The organism is Allocoleopsis franciscana PCC 7113, from assembly GCF_000317515.1.
GTDB classification, from domain to species: Bacteria; Cyanobacteriota; Cyanobacteriia; order Cyanobacteriales; family Coleofasciculaceae; genus Allocoleopsis; species Allocoleopsis franciscana.
This window is the reverse complement of sequence record NC_019738.1, coordinates 6,691,897-6,707,004: the sequence shown is the minus strand read 5'-3', so window position 1 is coordinate 6,707,004 and position 15,108 is coordinate 6,691,897. Positions and strand designations below refer to the sequence as shown.

The following is a 15,108-nucleotide window of genomic DNA, read 5'->3' as shown; positions in this document are numbered from 1 at the left end:
TTCGCAGTTGTTATGCCCAACCTACAGGTTTGAAGTGCTATATCGCATATATTTAGTAATTTTGTCCTGTTAGTATTTCTAGGCTTTGTATAAGTATCTAACAACTAGACCATGAGAAATTCTCTCATCAATGTTCTTAGCTACTAGCAGGATTAGTATGACTATTTCCAATAAAAATAAAGTCTACAATTTATCTGAACATTTCTCAAATCAACATCCATCTTTACTAGAAAAAATTACTCCCCTTATCCTCACCTTTAATGAATCTCCTAATATAGACCGTACACTTCAGCATCTTACTTGGGCAAAAAGAATCATTGTTGTTGACAGCTACAGCACAGACGCAACACTAGAGATTTTGCAATCCTATCCCCAAGTTCAGATATTTCAGCGTCAATTCGATACCCATGGGAATCAATGGAACTACGGTTTAAATAAAGTAAAAACAGAGTGGGTGATCTCACTAGATGCAGACTACATCATCACTGATGAATTGATTGCAGAAATTGATTCTTTACAAAAAGACTCGCTAGTCGATGGTTACTTTGCTCCGTTTAAATATTGTGTTTTTGGCAAACCGCTTCGGGGTACCTTACTACCACCTCGCGAAGTCCTATTTAGAAAAGAAAAAGCCATTTATTTTGATGATGGACATACACAAAAGCTGCATGTAAACGGAAAGTCGGCTAAACTTTCATCCTATATTCACCACGATGATCGCAAGCCTCTGAGCCGATGGTTATGGGCGCAAGATCGATACATGATTATTGAAACCGAGAAATTATTAAAAACACCGGATAGTGAACTGAGTTTTGGCGATTGCATTCGGCGGCAAAAAATTCTCGCTCCCTTTGTCATCCTGTTCTACTGCCTAATCCTGAACAAAGGCATCCTAGATGGTTGGGCTGGCTGGTATTACGCCTTCCAGCGAATGCTTGCAGAAATCTTGCTCTCGATTCGTTTAATAGAAACAGAGAAATTGCACCAAGGCAGTAACCAGCACAAGACTTTCTCAGAGATTATCCCATCTTCCTTACCCAAGAGTGGTAAACAGGAATTAACCGAGGCTTGAATCCTTAAAATTCTCTCAAGAGGTAATAACTGACACCCCTCTAATTTTTGGCATAATGTTGGCGGCAAAGTAAAGCTATTCCTCAACGCCTAGTGCCTCTACCAGAGCAGCCAATGAAGCCTTTTCGTCCCAAGCGCTGGAAATCCCGCTTTTTCTCTTTGGTCAGTTGTGCCTTCTTATTGCTACTCAGCATCATTCCCGTGCGACTAGCGATCGCATCCTACCAAGCCCCTCACCCCCAAGCCATCCTTACCCTCGGCGGAGGTCGAGATCGAGAAGAATTCACGGCTCAATTCGCTCAGTACTACCCCTCCCTAGAAATCTGTGTATCTTCTGGCCTACCTCCCAATCTAGCGCGTCCCATCTTTCGCGCCGCCGATATCCCAGATAGTAGGGTTCACCTCGACTACCGCGCTGTCGATACTGTCACTAACTTTACTTCTCTAGTCGCTAACTTCAAACATCAAGGCATCCAGCACCTCTTCCTGATTACCTCCGACTTTCACATGCCTAGGGCAAAAGCGATCGCGACTATCGTTCTCGGTAGCCAAGGTATTGCCTTCACACCTGTTTCCATCCCATCCGACAAACCCCTTGAATCTGAGTTCCACGTTCTGCGTGATGTCGGTCGCGCCCTCCTGTGGCTAGTTACAGGCCGCACAGGTGCCGCCCTCAGAACTAATCCAATAATTACTAAGCTTTCATCAGTATGAACATTGGGGAGCATCGCTCTTAAGGCAAGGCAGGTTCCTCTACCGGACGAATAATAGCTGGAGTTTCCTGCTGCGGAGGCTCAAAGATGGATTGGAGTGCTTGTTCCAAGGTTTGAGCCATGACAATGCGGTTCTCGTAAACCACAATCACCCTGACGAGTGTCGGCAAACTATTTTGCTCCGCTTCCAGATAAAGCGGTTCCACATAAAGCAGCGATCGCTCAATCGGAATCACCAATAGATTACCCTGAACCGCCCGTGACCCCTGACGATTCCACAAAGAAATTTGCTGAGAAATCACCGGGTCTTGATTAATTAAAGCTTCAATTTGCTCTGGCCCGTAGACAAGCTCCTGCTTTGGAAACTGATATAAGAGTAGATTGCCATATTGGTCACCATCAGAGCGAGCCGCCAACCATCCAATTAAGTTGTTGCGCGTCACCGGAGTATAAAGATTGAGCAAAATAAACTCTTCTGAGGTGGCGGTTGGCAGTCTCATGATCAGGTAGTAGGGTTCCACGGGTTGCGATTTAGCCGCGTAAATCTCTTGGGGAATCCGCCACAAGTCTTCCCGATTGTAAAAGACCTGCGGGTCGGTCATGTGATAGGTCAGCAACCGTTCCGATTGAGCGCTGAAAAAGTCCAGGGGATATCGGATATGGCTGTGTAAGGTAACGGGCATGGTGCTTAGGGGTTTCAACAGTCCCGGAAAAACCGCGCTCCAGCTTCTAATAATCGGGTCTTGAGGGTCGGCAACGTAAAAGTCAGTGGAACCGTTGTAAGCATCGATCACGATTTTGACCGAATTACGGATGTAATTAAAACCATATTTACCTGGGTCAGAGTAAGGATAGCGATCGCTCGTCGTATAAGCATCCACAATCCAATAGAGATAATTCTGGTTCTGGACGTTATTCCCTTGACCTGCATCGGCAGCCACCAAGTAAGGTTCGCGGTCATACTGAAGAAACGGAGCGATCGCTCGAATCCGTTGATTAATGTTGCGGCGGAACAGTAGCTGCGTCTGAGGTGTAAAGTCCCGTGTCAGCAGCATTTGCCAGTCTTTGAGATACTGAGCAAACAATACCCTACGCCACAGCGAACCAATCGCAATACCGCCAGTGCCGTCGTAGCTGTTATAAGCATTTTCATCCCCACTGGGATAGTCAAATTCTCTGACTCTCGTCGAAGTCATCACATAAGTATTGGTAATTTCTCCGTAGTAAATTCGAGGCGCACCAATAGGAATACTGTCTCGAATCAGAGGACTGGATGTGGTTAACGCTCCCTCAACCCCTCCATCTGCACCCGTGCCAATATCCTTCACGAAATAAGCTGGGAGTCCCCCTTCGGCAACCGTATTGACAGGGCTGAGAGTAAAACCATAGCCGTGAGTATAAATTAAGTGTTGATTAACCCAGGTTTTTGCTTGCTGGGGGACACCTTGATAGTCTAATTCCCTCGCGGAAATGACCACTTGTTGCCGTTCCGTCACGAGTGGTTTCGTCGGAGCAATATTCGTTTTTTCGATCTCTTGCCCTTCGTCTTCCGTTCTGGGCGCAATCGGGGAATCACCCGTTGCCGCTACTTTCAGGGTGTAACGGTCAATATCCGCATTGGGAAATCGGTAGTAAGGGCGGATTTGTTGCAACTGGCGATTAGTTTGTAGGATAGGGCGCGTATCCCAGAGTCGGATATTACGAATCGTCAGCTCATTGTTTTCCAGAATGTTATTAGTCAGTGTGCCTTGGGGATTAAACGTTTCAACTTCAATATCCTCTAAGTCAAATGCGGCTCTGGTTAGGGCAATACTGCGGGCAATATAAGGTCGTTCGACGGCTATTTCATTGGGTTCAACCCGGAAGCGTTGCACAGCGGCAGGTAAAGCCACACCTGCAACCACACTCACCCCTAGGTACACTCCCAAGGCGATCAGTTCCCTGCGTCCACTGGTTTGGAAATGCCGAAACCAAAAAATTGTCTGTACGAACAGCCAAAGGGCGATCGCAACCGTTAACAGGCTCAGTGCTGTATTGACGGGTAATTGAGCAGTGACATCGGTATAACTAGCACCGTAGGTAACGCCACGGGTGAAATACAGTAATTCGTAGCGTGAGAGCCAATAGCGGACAGCGACTATCGCCACCGTTCCTGCTCCTAAGGCGTACAAGTGACGCAGTTGACTTTGAGAAAATCCAGGAAATTTCCCATCGGAAAAACTCTCTCCTGCTAGCAAATAGATCAGCAATACTGCCGCTAAACCAAAGATGAAAAGCCCCCCTAACCAAAAGTCAAATAGTTGCCAGACGGGAAAATTAAAGATGTAGAAGCTGATGTCACGACCGAAAAGTGGATCATTAGCTTCAAAGAGGGTGGGGTAGAAGTACAGTAAAATCCGACTCCATTGAGCGGATAGAACTAGGGCAAAGAACAACGAAAAGGCTGAAGCGATCGCGATTAACCAAAATTGGGGATTCACAATCAGGGCTACTACAACAACCACAAGTACCCCAATTTGCCAAATTTCATTGTTCCACGCTTGTTGAACCAACGTTTGTACGGATGTCCAATCAAAGGCTGTGGGTAGGGGCGGTGTGACATTGAGCAGGCTCATATCCCGATGCCACAGGGAGAGGCCAATTTTACCGTAGTGCAGCAGCATCATCCCCACCAGTAAGCTGAGGAAGAACACCACCACGAGGAGCGATCGCAAGTTCAGAGGGAGGGAAGACTTTGGAGCATCTACCCTAAATGCAGTTCCTGTCCCCTCTCTAATGGAGCGGGGGGCTGTCTGAGGTAACGGATCGAGCCTTAAATTAATCCTGGCAAGGCGCTGGCTACTGACCCTGACTTCCTCAGGCGCAAGTCTAGATATTAAGCTGGTGTCGGAATACTTAAACTGATTGGCAAGAAACAAGTTTCCTAAGAGAAATCCAGCCGATGTAACGCACACCAAAACCCCAACGCCAATCTGATAGGCTAAGCGTTTGAGGAGCACGGATAAGTAACCCAGTTCGCTGAACCATAAAACCTCTGCTACTAAGTGAGACAGCAAATCCCAGGCCAACCAGACGCCCAGTAGCACAGTAACAAATCGAAAAATTGGGTTCCTGATTGGGTTCCTGAACGGTCTGCGTTGGTCACGAGTCATGGGTCATGAATGATTGACGTTGCCGGGATGAAAGGCAGGGACAGACTTTCCCCTACTTACACTAATACCTAATAACTCAGGACGAATGACTCATGACCCATCATTAATTAGCTAAATTGCTCTCCTGTATCCAAGTTGAAGAGTATTTGTAACGATTGCATGGCTCGGCGTCTGGCTTCAATGTCTTGCTCTGCCCGTAACTGTACCATCGGGTCATGAAGGATTTTATTCACAATCCCCCGCGTTAACGCTTCGATAATTTCTTGATGTTTCTCTGCGAATTCTGACCCTAGGCGTGATAAGGCTTTTTCTAACTCTTGTTCACGGATGGTTTCTATTTTGTCGCGCAGGCAGCTAATGGTACTCACCGTGTCGAGCGATCGCCACCACACTTCAAAGGCTTCTACTTCTTCGTCTAAAAGCACTTCGGCTTCCATCGCCATCTTGCGGCGGCTTTCTTGGTTCTGCGCCACCACGGCTTTTAAGTCATCCACATTAAAGGCTTGGACGTTTTCTAGCTCATTGACATCGGCTGCCACATTGCGAGGTACAGAGATATCAAACAACATCAATGGCTGATGCGGCTCCAGCGTGGCTTCCAGCTTTGTCCGATCAAGCAACGGCTCAGTAGAGGCAGTACTTGTAAACACCAAATCCGAAGATGCGATCGTCCTCATCATATCCGAAAGCGGATAGAGTTCTAGATTGGCGTCTGGAAACTGATTGGCTAATTCTTTTGATCGCGCCTGAGAGCGATTGACAATCGAGATAGTTGCCGCCCCTTTTGCCAAAAGGTGTTGCACCAGCAAGCGGGACATCTTACCCGCACCAATAATCGCGACGCGGCAGGCGGCTAAGTTCTGCACTTTCATCTGAGCCAATTCTACCGCCGCAGAACTAATGGAAACGGCACCTGTGCCAATGCTGGTTTCTGTGCGGACGCGCTTACCCGCCGTCAGCGCTTGTTTAAAGAGTCGGTTGAGCAGGCGTCCGATCCCCTTATACTGTTGACCGAGTTTATGAGTATTTTTAACCTGGGCTAAGATTTGCCCTTCTCCCAATACTAAGCTGTCAAGACCGGCTGCCACCCGCATCAGATGCATAACGGCATCTTGATGCAACAAGATAAACAGGTGATGTCGGAGCTGGTGTAGGGGAATTTGACCTAATTCGGAAAGAAACTGAGTCAATTCTTGCACGCCCTGTGCCGTTTCTGTGGCAACAATGTAAATTTCCAGCCGATTGCAAGTGCTGAGGATGGCGACTTCTTCAATGTGTGGGTAACTACAGAGCTGTTGCGTCACGCTTTCCACTTTCGCTTCTTGAATGCTCAGTTTTTCCCGAACTTCAACTGGCGCTGTCTTGTGGCTTAGACCTACGACTGCGATATTCATGTTCTCTCCAACTATTTGTCGTCTTTGCGGTCGGATGTCACGAGGTTTGTCAATTTGTCAATATATGAGGGATGGTTCAACCCGTCTAATCTCTACAATGTAGACTTATCTAACCATCCAATGATGTATTTGTGAAGTTAAAGGGTGTGTGAAGTGTTGGAAAAAAGGTTTATTTAAACCAGAGAGTAAACTCTGAACGCAGAAGGATGAAGTTTGAACTCTTTCTTACTTCATCCTTCATAAGTTGCGGTAACCCAGTACTCCTACCTCAGTTGGATGTACTTCGGTTCATCCCACATGTGGATGGTGTCCACAAACCGCGCCGTCCGTGACTGGCTGGAAATGACCAGGCTTTGGGTGCGTGCCCCACCATGGAAGAAGCGGACGCCTTCCATCAGTGTGCCTGGGGTAATTCCACTCGCCGCAAACAATACGGTTTGACCAGAGGCGAGTTCGTCGGAGTTGTAGACCTTGTCGGGATCGTTAATATTCATGGATTTGAGCCGCTCTAGGTTGCTCTCTTTGCTTTCCCCAATCAGACCGGTTTTGACGACGGCTGGGTCATAGATCAGTTGACCTTGGAAGTGTCCACCCAAGCAGCGCATGGCGGCGGCTGAGATGACGCCTTCGGGTGCGGCACCAATTCCCATCAGAGCATGAATATTGGTACCCGCAAAGGCACAGGAGATGGCAGCAGAGACATCCCCATCGCTAATTAGGCGCACTCTGGCACCCGCTTCGCGGATTTCCTTAATCAGTTCGTTATGGCGATCGCGCTTCATCACCACAACAACCAGTTCTTCAATCGAGCGATTCAAGCACTCGGAGAGGATTTTTAGGTTTTCAGTGGCTGACTTGTTAATATCGACATGTCCTGCGGCCTGGGGTGGCGCTGCCAGCTTTTTCATGTAAAAGTCAGGGGCAGCAAACAAACCCCCTTTCTCAGCAATTGCCAACACAGCCATTGAACCGGGTTGCCCGTAAGCGACTAGGTTGGTGCCTTCGCAGGGGTCAACGGCAATGTCAATCTCAACCAGTTCGTCTGGATTGCAGACGGTGTGGGCATCCTCGCGGGTACAAATGCCGACCTCTTCGCCAATGTAGAGCATGGGGGCGTCGTCTCGCTCCCCTTCTCCAATCACAATGCGACCGCGCATGTAAATCTTGTTCATCCGCTCCCGCATGGCTTCCACTGCAACATGGTCAGCGGTGTTTTTGTCGCCTTTACCCATCCATCGGGCAGATGCGATCGCGGCTTGTTCGACAACTTCAATAATTTCTAAACCTAATGTGTTTTCCACGACACCCGTTCTCCCAACTGCTTGATTTTGCGACGTTTTGTCTGGCTATTCCAGTTTTAAAGTCTATCAGAGGGGGTACCCCTAGAGTTCAGCGAACTCTGAGAGTCATGTTAAGTTTTGCTGCAATCTCAGCACTCTACTTCTGGTGTATGACAACGAAAGGGTGACTCTAGGGTTGAAATCCTGAGAATTCTTAAGATTTTCTAAGTTTTAGCCAATCGACGAGCGTTCTTATGTAAGACGTGTATGACCATGACAATAGGGATTGTAAGTGGATAAATGTACGAAGGTACTTAATTCAAGTCGGGCGGGATTTGATCAAATCGTATATCTTCCGGTTAGGCTTACAAACGCGGGTCGATGGGTTCGCTTTCTAGCGCCAAAATGCCGAAGACACATTCATGAACACGGCGAAGTGGTTCTTTAGCAACAAAACGTTCCAATGCCTCAATGCCAAGAGCAAACTCCCTGAGGGCGAGAGAACGCTTTCTAGACAACCCGCGCTGTCGCAGCCGTTCCAAATTCTCTGGCGCTGTGTATTCGGGTCCGTAAATAATCCGCAGATATTCTCGTCCGCGACACTTCACTGCTGGCTGCACTAACCCCCGCTGCCCTTTCACCACAAAATCTAACGGCTTGACTACCATTCCTTCGCCACCACGACGGGTGAGTTCCTCCCACCACTGAATGCCAGCTTCCTGACTAGCTTTTTCGTTGACATTTACCCCTTGGTAGGCTGTCACTTGGAACAAGGCGGTGTCTGACTGGCAGATCTTGGCGATCGCATCCATGTGCCAAAGGTGATTTTTGTCAATATGAATAGCTCCTTCTGTCGCCAGGATGTGGAATGGAGCAAGCTTGAGGTCATTCACCGAGTCAACTTGCCAGCAATAACGTCGGTAGGCATTGACGTATTCCACGCAAGAGTGCGATCGCTTTTTGTAGCGAGACAACATAGAACCGACATCAATTCCTCGCCCTGCCGCTTGTTCCAACATTGTTACAGCTTCCGGTAATGCCGCATTAGAACTAGCACCAACCGCCGCATATTGTCGTCGCAGCAATTCTTGGGCTTTAGCTGACCAAGGCATTAATTCACAATCTAAACATACCCAATCCGTATTAAATTCATCCCAAAAGCTAGTTGTTGTCAACGCCGCTTGCAGTCTTTCTAATAGTTGGATTTCCAAGCTTGAGTTTTCAAAGAAACGCCGTCCGGTGCGGGTGTAGCAGATGCCAATTCCCTCATCAACCACACCAAAGCGACTCCTTGCAACATCCTCATTACGGCAAACAATAACCACTGCCCGCGAACCCATGTGCTTTTCTTCACAAATTACTTGGGTAACACCTTGATTGCGGTAATAGGAAAAAGCTTCTGCTGGATGTTCCAATAATTCCGGCAGCATTGAAGTTTCACAAGGGGACATCGTGGGGGGTAGGTAGATCAGCCATTTCGGATTAGCGGCAAAACGACTCATGACTTCCAAAGCCGCGATAGCATTTTCTTCCCGAATCGTCACATTATGGTGCAACTGAGTCGTAATCAGGCGCTTACCTAAGACATCAGCTATATCTAGAACATCATCCAGTTGTTGCTGCACACTCAGTAGGGGCAAACCGCCCGTGGTTGCCCCGTCCCCCGTGATTGCCCCGACATCGGGCACAAAAGGCTTTGCTGATTCACAGTAAACCTTGGCAGCAAGAACTGACAGGAATTCCTTTTCTGGGTAGCGCAGTGCCGTCAGCTTACCTCCATAAACGCAACCCGTGTCAATGTCGATTGTGCCATTGAGCCATTCGGGTTCAGGGACTGGTGTATGTCCATAAGCTACCATTGCCTTACCCCGATATTCCGCCGCCCAGTTATAGCGGACGGGTAAACCAAACTCATCGGTTTCACCCGTCGTTTCACCATACAAGGCAAAATCCCTAACCTTGCCAGAACCTCGTCCTTGCAGTGCCTCTTTCATGCCTGCATGGGAGACAACGAGATTACCATCGTCGAGAACGTAGTGACTGACGAGAGAATCTAGGAAATTAGCGATTTCTTTTGAGAACAGTTCTCGCACATCCTCTGGCAAGGCATCGATTTCTGCGAGACTTTTATCTAGCCCGTGGGTAATTTTTATATTCTTACCCCACAGCTTACGCATTAGCTTGATGTCGTGGTTGCCGGGAACGCACAAAGCTGTGCCTGCCTCAACCATGTTGTGTACAAGCTTGAGGGTATCGAGAATGCGAGGTCCACGATCTACCAAATCGCCCAGGAAAATTGCTTTTCTACCTTGGGGATGGCTGTAAATAGTGTTACCCCAAAGGGAAGGTGCCCTGATTGCCCCTGGTTTTGACCTTTCCCCCGACTCCTCTCCTACAAGGAGAGGGGAGTCATTCTCCCCCTTCCGTGAAAAAAAGGCTTCGTCCTCTGTCCTCTCCCGTTTTAGGGGAGAACGAGAGGGGTGGGAAGTTAGGTTTCTTTCGTACCCTAGCTGTTGTAAGAGTGCTTCGAGTTCATCGCAACAGCCGTGAATATCTCCGATGATGTCGAAGGGGCCATGTTCGTGCTTGCGGTTATTCCAAAGTGGCTGACGCTTGATGACGGCGGCTTCAACGTCTTCTAATGAATTGAGAATGTGAATATGCCGGAAACCTTCGCGTTGCAGACTGCGAAGCGATCGCTTGAGATTCTGGCTTTGCCTGCGGACGACGTGAGAACCAAAATTGCGATCAGGACGAGCACAATTGCGGTCGTGACACAGTTGCTCTGGTAAGTTGAGAACAATTGCAACAGGTAGACAATGATACTCACGCGCTAATTTCACCAGCGGTTTCCGGTCTTCTGGCTGTACATTCGTGGCATCAATCACCGTCAGTTTCCCAGCCGCTAACCGTTTAGCAGCGATATAGTGCAGTACCTCAAAAGCATCTTTAGTTGCGGATTGATCGTTTTCGTCATCAGACACGATGCCTCGGCAAAAATCTGATGACAAAACCTCAGTCACCTTGAAGTGTTTACGAGCAAAGCTAGACTTACCGGAACCGGATGCGCCGATTAGGACGACTAGGGATAGTTCTGGGATTTCAAGGATGTTCATCTGGCTTTTACGAAGGGAATAAACGCTGCGTTCTGGCTGCTAGTTGGCTTGACTTCTATCGCTTTACCTTTGTTGGCACGATTTTTGGCAAAGTAAGGAATAAGAGTTCTTAGGCAAGGGTAAACACCCCCATCTGCGTTGGTGTGCCTACATCTACATCTGCTGAACCCACTGATAGAAACTGCACCGAATAACCAAAGCGTTCTGCTACTCGGTTCGCCCATGCCTGAAACTCTTTGCGTGTCCACTCGAAGCGATGGTCTTTATGTCGAAGTTTCCCAGCCGGGAGATTTTCAAACTTGACGTTGTACTCGACATTTGGCGTCGTCACGACAACAGTGGTGGGTCTAGCAAACTCGAATAGTACTCGCTCAAATCCAGCTAAACGTGGCGGATCTAAATGCTCGATCACCTCTACAACCGTAGCCGCATCATATCCACTCAGGCGCTGGTCTCGGTAGGTTAGCGAGCCTTGGATTAACTTAATGCGCTGTCGCTGCTGTTCGGTCAACCAGTCTAAGTGCAGTCGTTCTTGGGCAATTTCCAAGGCACGGTAAGATACATCCACTCCCACGATTTCCTCAAATGTCTTGTCTTGCAGCAGTTCTTTCAAAAGACGCCCCTCACCACAACCCAAGTCGAGAACTCGTCTCGCCCCACAAGTTTTGAGTACTGCCAGAACTGCTTCTAAGCGCTGTTGATTGAGGCTAATCGGTTTCTCAACGGCTGCTTCTTCAAGCTCATGATCAGCTTGAGTATCATCGGGGTTTGGGTTGTCTTCTTCAACTAATTGTGCTATTGCAGTTCGTACTAAACGTCCTTGCCGTTTGAGGTAACGCTTGGCAATCTGTTGCTGTTCTGGATGGGTTGCTAACCAACCTTCGCCGTGGCGCAGGAGTTTATCGACTTCGTCATCTCCTACCCAGTAGTGTTTTTCGTCATCCAAGACTGGGATGAGGACGTAGAGATGGGACAACAAGTCCTGCAAGCGGACTGTGCCTTGGAGTTCGACAGTAAAGTAAGGACTGTTTCCCCACTCAGGAAATTGTTCATCCAAGGCTTGAACCTCAGCGGTGACGGTGTAACCCAGTGGTTCAAACAGCCGTCCTAAAAAGGCTTCACCGCTTTTGCAGGACAAAACAGAAAGTTTGGCGATGAGAGGGAGGGGGGTTTGTGCCAGTTCGGGTTGGTCTTTGCAGCGTCCAGCGAGGGCACTGCCAAAGACTTGGGCGATCGCTACACTTAAAAACGATGAAGCAACATAGGGACGGTCATTAACGTATTGCTCTAACTGATACCCTGGCCCTCGTTGCTTTCGCACCAACCCCACTGGGTCAACATCTAACAACAGGGCGGCTGTGCAACGCTCTAGACTAGCTTCTGGATAGAAAACACTAGCTTTGCCAAAGGATAAGTCAAACGATTGGAAACGCTCCGGGTGTTTGTGCAGCAGATAGCCCAGAGCGGTTGCTGGTGAATAAGTGGTTGTAATCGTCAGCAGCATTTTCTCTACAAGCTTATAAATGCCTGGTATCAGTGATTCTGCCAGACCCAAGATACTACATTAATAATACATTAGGGATAAAGTAATTGTTTTAGGCTAAAGACAGTCAATAAAATCCCCAATTTTAGAAAATGCTTGACTTTCTCAATCCTCTTTTAGGACGACACCCAGAACGAATCAAAGCCAATGTTGAAATCTATACCTGGCAAACCTGCCCGTTTTGTATCCGCGCCAAGATGCTGTTGTGGTGGAAAGGTGTCAACTACACAGAGTACAAAATCGACGGTGACGAAGCGGCTAGAAGCAAAATGGCTGAACGCGCTAATGGACGGCGAAGTGTGCCACAAATTTTCATCAACGACCAGCACGTTGGTGGCTGTGATGACCTCCATGCCTTAGACTCAAAGGGTCAATTAGACCCCCTCCTAGTACAGCCTGCTGTATAGAGCGAGTAGTTAGTCCGCGCAGGCGGACTTCGTTTATATAGCTCCAGACTTCCAGTCTGAGAGTAACGAGGATTTATGACAATTGAAGACCCAGTATATCTCGCTCATCGCCACTGGATGAGCCGTGCGATCGCACTCGCCCAGTCAGCCGGGGATGCAGGAGAAGTGCCAGTTGGTGCCGTGATTGTTGACGCCAATCATCACCTAATTGCGGCAGCCGAAAATCGCCGGGAGCGTGATAAAGACCCAACCGCTCATGCTGAAATTCTCGCACTGAGGGCGGCGGGGCAAGCCCTACAAACCTGGCACCTCAATAGTTGCACTCTCTACGTTACTCTAGAACCTTGTCCCATGTGTGCCGGTGCGATTGTTTTAGCGCGGCTGGGTTTGCTGGTCTATGGAGTGGACGATCCCAAAACTGGCACAATCCGTACAGTGGCTAATATTCCTGACAGTTCCTGCTCAAATCATCGATTGCCTGTCATTGCTGGAATTATGGAATCAGCCTGTCGTCAGCAGTTGCAATCTTGGTTTGCTCATCGGCGTCACCGATAAATATCGCATCACACAATCTTACTCATGACAGCAACAGAAGTGTCCCCTAAGTAGGAGACAGGAGTTGGCTGCAAACTCTAAGGTAAGAATGAAGATTAAGGATGCATTAAACCTGATGATTCAACTCCACTCCTGCGAACGCACTCCAGTCATGACCCAACCGGTAGAATACACTGGCGAGAAGTTGACTCCGGCAAAAGCAACTCCTGTAACTTCTCCTGTTAATTCCCGCGTTTGCCACTGGTTAACCCTGATCCTCTACCCCTTGGCTCGTCGGATTCTCATGCCGCTTTACTTCCGTCATCTGAAAGTGACGGGACAAGAAAACCTCCCTACCACAGGCCCGGTTATATTAGCTCCTACCCATCGCTCTCGTTGGGATGCATTGCTCATCCCCTATGCAGCAGGAAAACATGTCACTGGACGAGATTTACGCTACATGGTTTCAGAAGATGAAATCAAAGGGATACAAGGTTGGTTTATCCGGCGTATGGGGGGATTTCCTGTAAATACTCGGCATCCAGGAGTGGGCAGTTTCCGTCACAGCATTGAACTCCTGCGCCAGGGTGAACCCTTGGTCATCTTTCCGGAAGGGAATATCTTTAGGGATGGTCACGTTCAACCCCTTAAACCCGGTATGGCTCGTATTGCCCTACAAGCGGAGGCGAGTAAATTGGGTGAGAATTTGGTCATCGTACCGATTAGCATTCGTTATAGCAATCCCATCCCCCACTGGCGCTGTGATGCCACCGTGACGATTGGAAAGCCTTTAAAGGTGGCGAATTATTGCACTCAATCCACTAAAAAAAGCGCCGAAAAATTAACCCATGACTTGGAAATGGCGATGAAAAATCTGGATGAAGAGAATGTGTTAACCGATTTGCTGCCAGTCCCAACCCCTTAAGAATATGAGAAGGAGCTTAATCAAAAAACTCTTACAATAAAATGTATGTGTTGATAGCAAAACTCAGTCGGTTTTGTTAAGTTGTTTAGAAGCCAGAAGCCGATTAATTTCCTGCAACATTTCTTCGATGTCAGAATCTTTGGCTAAAAACCCATCCGCTAAAGGACAGATTTGTCTACCTTCTTCCAACGGGTTTCTAGAAATCCATCCTGTAAATAAAACAAGTACAGGAGGTTGATTCATAGTTGTTTTTAAATATCTAATTAATTCACAACCATTGTGAATTTTCATCTCCGGATCAGGGATAATACTGAGATCGATCAGAACTAAATCATATACCTGAGATTTTATCCCTTCTAAGAAAATTTGCGTATCCGTAAAAGTAGAGACTTGAAAATAGTTGCTTAAGAAGCATTCCATAACTTGGCAAAAGCCGCTATTGTCATCTAATATAGCCAAATTATACATTTATCTATCCTTTTAATAAGTTACAGAAATTCTTGAGTGTCCAAGAATTGCAACCTTATAGATTCCCTATATTTTATATTGTTTTACAATGTGATTCAGTTCTTCTAAAAAGGAATCAAAATCCAAAATGGGTTTAGCATAAAAACTATCCGCTTGTGATGTTTTTAGTAGGTACTGCTGTTCATTCACCAAAGCATAGGCTGTCACCAAAATGATGGGAATGTGATTCGTTTGCGGTTGAGTTTTAAGCAAGCGTGACAAGTCAGCTCCACTGACGGATTGACCTTCCCACTTTGCCCCAGGCAAATTAACATCCATAATCACTACGTCTACATTTCCGGATTGGCACTGCCGGAAAACTTCCGTGGGTTCATCTGTAATGTAGACGTGATAATCGCCGGTACATTGAATCAGTGTAGCGGTAGTCTCGGCAAGCAGAGTATCGTCATCGACAAGAAGAATATTCAAGCCACACCTCCTTCTAAATCATTAGGGAAACGGGTTT

The 15,108-nt window shown here is 47.6% G+C and carries 12 protein-coding genes; 5 read left to right on the top strand and 7 right to left on the bottom strand.

All coding sequences use genetic code 11. The features are described 5' to 3' along the window. The first annotated feature begins 157 nt into the window (after positions 1 to 157). Positions 158 to 1,072 carry a glycosyltransferase family 2 protein gene (locus MIC7113_RS27565; RefSeq protein WP_015185481.1) on the top strand — a complete coding sequence of 305 codons (915 nt, stop codon included), beginning with the start codon at positions 158 to 160 and terminating at the stop codon, positions 1,070 to 1,072. Positions 1,073 to 1,185: 113 nt separating this feature from the next. Then, complete coding sequence (locus MIC7113_RS27560) at positions 1,186 to 1,785, top strand: YdcF family protein (RefSeq protein WP_015185480.1); 600 nt, start codon at positions 1,186 to 1,188, stop codon at positions 1,783 to 1,785. A gap of 19 nt (positions 1,786 to 1,804) precedes the next feature. Here the strand turns inward: MIC7113_RS27560 and MIC7113_RS27555 are convergent, their stop codons facing one another. The 5 genes from MIC7113_RS27555 to MIC7113_RS27535 all read right to left on the bottom strand — a co-directional run bounded on the left by MIC7113_RS27555 (position 1,805) and on the right by MIC7113_RS27535 (position 12,230). Then, the gene (locus tag MIC7113_RS27555; RefSeq protein ID WP_015185479.1) at positions 1,805 to 4,936 is read right to left on the bottom strand and encodes a UPF0182 family protein; all 3,132 of its coding nucleotides are present in this window, start codon (positions 4,934 to 4,936) and stop codon (positions 1,805 to 1,807) included. A gap of 107 nt (positions 4,937 to 5,043) precedes the next feature. After that, on the bottom strand, positions 5,044 to 6,330 hold the full coding sequence (locus tag MIC7113_RS27550; protein WP_015185478.1) for a glutamyl-tRNA reductase: 1,287 nt from the start codon (positions 6,328 to 6,330) through the stop codon (positions 5,044 to 5,046). 263 nt (positions 6,331 to 6,593) lie between these two features. Further along, positions 6,594 to 7,631 carry a class II fructose-bisphosphatase gene (gene glpX / locus MIC7113_RS27545; RefSeq protein ID WP_015185477.1) on the bottom strand — a complete coding sequence of 346 codons (1,038 nt, stop codon included), beginning with the start codon at positions 7,629 to 7,631 and terminating at the stop codon, positions 6,594 to 6,596. 344 nt (positions 7,632 to 7,975) lie between these two features. Then, positions 7,976 to 10,726 (bottom strand): polynucleotide kinase-phosphatase, encoded by a 2,751-nt coding sequence (locus MIC7113_RS27540; protein WP_015185476.1) that lies wholly within the window; start codon positions 10,724 to 10,726, stop codon positions 7,976 to 7,978. 109 nt (positions 10,727 to 10,835) lie between these two features. Continuing rightward, on the bottom strand, positions 10,836 to 12,230 hold the full coding sequence (locus MIC7113_RS27535) for a 3' terminal RNA ribose 2'-O-methyltransferase Hen1 (RefSeq protein ID WP_015185475.1): 1,395 nt from the start codon (positions 12,228 to 12,230) through the stop codon (positions 10,836 to 10,838). A 131-nt stretch (positions 12,231 to 12,361) separates the two neighbouring features. Here MIC7113_RS27535 and grxC point away from each other — a divergent pair, with 131 nt between their 5' ends. The 3 genes from grxC to MIC7113_RS27520 all read left to right on the top strand — a co-directional run bounded on the left by grxC (position 12,362) and on the right by MIC7113_RS27520 (position 14,135). After that, a complete protein-coding gene (gene grxC / locus MIC7113_RS27530) occupies positions 12,362 to 12,676 on the top strand; it encodes a glutaredoxin 3 (protein ID WP_015185474.1) in 315 nt (104 codons plus the stop codon). A 75-nt stretch (positions 12,677 to 12,751) separates the two neighbouring features. Continuing rightward, entirely contained in the window at positions 12,752 to 13,231 is a 480-nt protein-coding gene (gene tadA, locus MIC7113_RS27525; protein WP_015185473.1) for a tRNA adenosine(34) deaminase TadA, read from the top strand. An 88-nt stretch (positions 13,232 to 13,319) separates the two neighbouring features. After that, complete coding sequence (locus MIC7113_RS27520) at positions 13,320 to 14,135, top strand: lysophospholipid acyltransferase family protein (protein ID WP_015185472.1); 816 nt, start codon at positions 13,320 to 13,322, stop codon at positions 14,133 to 14,135. Positions 14,136 to 14,198: 63 nt separating this feature from the next. Here MIC7113_RS27520 and MIC7113_RS27515 read toward each other — a convergent pair whose 3' ends face one another. Both MIC7113_RS27515 and MIC7113_RS27510 read right to left on the bottom strand, forming a co-directional pair. Next, entirely contained in the window at positions 14,199 to 14,603 is a 405-nt protein-coding gene (locus MIC7113_RS27515) for a response regulator (protein WP_015185471.1), read from the bottom strand. A 66-nt stretch (positions 14,604 to 14,669) separates the two neighbouring features. Further along, positions 14,670 to 15,071: a response regulator gene (locus MIC7113_RS27510; RefSeq protein WP_015185470.1), complete on the bottom strand. Its 402-nt coding sequence runs from the start codon at positions 15,069 to 15,071 to the stop codon at positions 14,670 to 14,672. Positions 15,072 to 15,108: the final 37 nt, after the last annotated feature.